The organism is Streptomyces sp., assembly GCF_035563135.1.
Classification (GTDB): Bacteria; Actinomycetota; Actinomycetes; order Streptomycetales; family Streptomycetaceae; genus Streptomyces.
In genome coordinates, this window is the sequence record NZ_DATMVN010000264.1 from 1 (window position 1) to 3,053 (window position 3,053).

The window sequence follows — 3,053 nt, forward strand, 5'->3', positions numbered from 1 at the left end:
TGTGCGCTACGTTTGGCGCGGCGCAGGACATGCACGCGCCGAGACCGCCCGGCGCCGCGCCCACGCCGCACCGCCCGGCACAGGGTCGAAGGCTCGCCGGATACGGTCCGGCACCCGGACCGGTGTCCGGCGGGGGCCCATGATGCTTCGCTCTGACCAGACACGGACTTCAGGGCGGGACGGCGTGGGCACCCCGCCCGCTGGGAGCCGGTCATGACCAAGCGCGGGAGCAACGACCGCAAGGCCAAAGCGCGCCGCATCGCCAAGGCACGCGGCATCCGGGTCACCGAGGCGCACAGCCTCCTGCTCCAGGCCAAGAACCGAAACGACCCCTCGTCATCCGACGCGCCGGCCGGGGAGCCGGCGGCCACCGGCGAGACGCACGAGCTGAGGATCCACCGCACGGCCGCCGACGGCACGGCGGACGTCCTCGACGGCGACGCCGCCGCCCGCGCGGTGTGGGCGGACGGCACCGGCACCCTGACGGCCGGATGCCGGTGCGGCTGGGTCAATCCCCACGCTGGGCCGCGCTTCCCGGACCTGCCCGCGCCCCACGGCGCGGAGCCCAACGAGCAGAAGCACTGGCGGTGGTACCAGCTGGTGGCCTGGGCCGAGCACGCCGGCGACGCGGAAGGGGAGCCGTCCTCGGACGAGTTCGTCCAGGACCCCAGCGTCACGGTCAACGACGTGACCCGCCAGGTGATCTTCGACCTGCGGCTGCTCCTGCACCACGCCCAGGATGACCGGGAGGCCGTGGCCGCCGCCTACGAGGCGATCGAGACCCTGCTGCGGACCGCGCGAGTGCGCGTCGCCCACGAGCGAGCACAAGGCCCCGCCCGCCGCCCGGATGCCGGCCGGGCGGGGCAGGACGGGGCCGGGGCGCCCGAGCAGATCCCGATGAGCCTCGACGTCCTCCTGCGGCGTACGGATTCGGGGCGCAGCGGCGGGTACTGGGAGCTGCTCGCCGTCGAGTTCGCCGCCGCGGAGCTGCGCCGCCTGGTGTTGCATGAGAGCCGGCGCCCGGTGCCGACCGTTTCCGATGGTCCGGCGTGATGGAGGTCAGGCCGTGGCGGGCAGACGGCGCGCGCAGAGGTCGTGGCCGGTGACCTCGGCCAGCTGCGGTTCCAGGGCGGCCAACCGCTCGGTGAGCGCGGCGGTGCGCTGACGGGCCGTCTCGTGGCGCGGCCAGGCCCGTACGCGGTCCGGGTGGGGGAACTCGCGGTCCAGGGCGAGGACGGTGTCGTCGGCGCCTGGCCGCGCCGTCTCGGCGCAATGGGCGGCCCAGCTCTCGTGGAGCAGGGCAACCTCGGCGCAGGCGCAGTTCGCCTCGAAGGCCGGGAGGGTCAGCGGGTGGTTCGGGCCGAGGACGTTGAGCAGCGTGGTGAGCGCGGCCTCGATGTGGACGCTGTGCTCGACGGTCGCGCCGACGACGCTGTCCGGCTCGGCGGCGGTGGACCGGGCGGGGCTGCGGGTGGCGAGCACCAACTGGGCCTGCCACACGGCGTTGCGGACCTGCTCCTCGCGGACTCTCGTGCTGCGCCGCTTCACGTTCCACCGCATCCGCGGGCCCCTCCTGGTCGTGCCTGGTGGTCGATCGCCGTGATCACTCTGCCAGCCCGGCAAGCGCCGTACCAGCGGACCGACCGTTTCAGCCAACTGGCGACGTGCCGCAGGCTGGGGCCGCCCCACTCCAGCGATGCCCTGCCCGAACCGGGGTGGCAACGTCGGCGAGTTCACCGGGCGTGGTCGGTCTCCACGGGGAGACGTGGTCGTCGGGAGAGGTGGGGGACTTCTCCATCCGGCCTTCGGGTCCAGGGCGGAGGCGATACGTTGCCCGGATGAAGCCGTTCGTCTTCCAGCAGGGCCAGAATTCCTGGGAGAAGGGGTCGCTGCTCCACGCGTACGTCACCGTCGACCTCGGCCGGAACCCGGAGCTCGCCGACCTCGTACGCGGAGTTCGCGCCGCGACCGCCGACGACCCCCTCACCCACGTCGGCGACCAGTGGCTGCACATCACGCTCTACCAGCTGTCCCAGAAGCCGGCCGCCGACATCCCCACCGGGAAGCGCCAGACCCTGGCCGCCGAGCTGAACCGGCAGCTGCTCCCCGTCGAGCCCTTCACCATCACGGTCGGCAGCCCCCTGGCGTACGGCACCGGCATCATCTTCGACCTCAGCCCCGACCAGCCGCTGAACGCGCTGCGCACCGCCACCACCCGCGCCTTCGAAACGGTCTTCGGCGAAGACGCCACGCTCTACGACACCGGCGTCCCGCACCTGACCGAGTCGTACGCGACCGACGAGGTCACCCTGGAGCACTTCCACCAGATCCACCGCCGACTGCGCCGCGTCCGCCCCAGCCACGCGCCCCTGCGCGTCGAGGCCGTCGACCTCGTCGACGTCACCGCCGACCCGGTGAACAAGACCATCACCTGGGAGCGCGTCGCCCCACCGGTCCCCCTCGCAGACCGCTCCCGCGCCCCGGAAGGAAGCACTCAGACCCCGTGACCGCGCCCAGCGACGTGCAGCCCGTCTACGCCGGCGAGGAGCCGCCCGAGATCTACACCGCGAGCCTCTACCTGGCCGGCACCTCCCTCGATCCGGAGACCTCCCGGGACCTCCTGCGCGAGGCGGTGCTCCAGTGGCGCCAGCCCGGCACACTCGCGGTGCTGCTCCCCCACCCCCGCGGCGATGCCTCCCACCCGGTCCCCGCGCACCGGCTCGCCTGGGAACGGACCCAGCGCGCCCGCGCCGACGAGATCATCCACTGGCACCCGCAGGCCGGCCCCGCGGCCGAAGCCTGGCCGGGCGACGACCTGGACGACGGCCGCTCCGTCCTCGCCTGCCCCGGCAACACGGCCGGCGCCCGGCGCCTCCGCCTGCTCGCCGACGATCTCAAGGTCCCCACCGCCGAGACCCTGCCCCGGGCCGTCACCCTGGCCCTGGACCGCATCGGCCCCGGAGCACCTCGCGTCGCCGGACAGCGCGACGTCCCGCTCCTGCTGTGGCGAACCCGCTCCTTCCGGAACTGGCTCGCCGCCCAGGAGGAAGCCG

At 73.9% G+C, this 3,053-nt stretch carries 3 protein-coding genes and 1 pseudogene; 3 read left to right on the plus strand and 1 reads right to left on the minus strand.

Annotated elements, in window-relative coordinates:
• Window positions 1-213 precede the first annotated feature (213 nt).
• Window positions 214-1,053 (plus strand): hypothetical protein, encoded by an 840-nt coding sequence (locus VN520_RS11605; protein WP_325746799.1) that lies wholly within the window; start codon window positions 214-216, stop codon window positions 1,051-1,053.
• A 6-nt stretch (window positions 1,054-1,059) separates the two neighbouring features.
• Here the strand turns inward: VN520_RS11605 and VN520_RS11610 are convergent, their stop codons facing one another.
• Window positions 1,060-1,560 carry a hypothetical protein gene (locus VN520_RS11610; RefSeq protein WP_325746800.1) on the minus strand — a complete coding sequence of 167 codons (501 nt, stop codon included), beginning with the start codon at window positions 1,558-1,560 and terminating at the stop codon, window positions 1,060-1,062.
• A 278-nt stretch (window positions 1,561-1,838) separates the two neighbouring features.
• Between VN520_RS11610 and VN520_RS11615 the strand changes: the two genes are divergently transcribed.
• Together VN520_RS11615 and VN520_RS11620 are read left to right on the plus strand one after the other, a co-directional pair.
• Complete coding sequence (locus VN520_RS11615) at window positions 1,839-2,507, plus strand: hypothetical protein (protein ID WP_325746801.1); 669 nt, start codon at window positions 1,839-1,841, stop codon at window positions 2,505-2,507.
• Window positions 2,504-3,053 (plus strand): annotated as a pseudogene (locus VN520_RS11620) (NUDIX hydrolase); the annotation flags it as partial. The gene VN520_RS11615 and the pseudogene VN520_RS11620, both read left to right, overlap by 4 nt.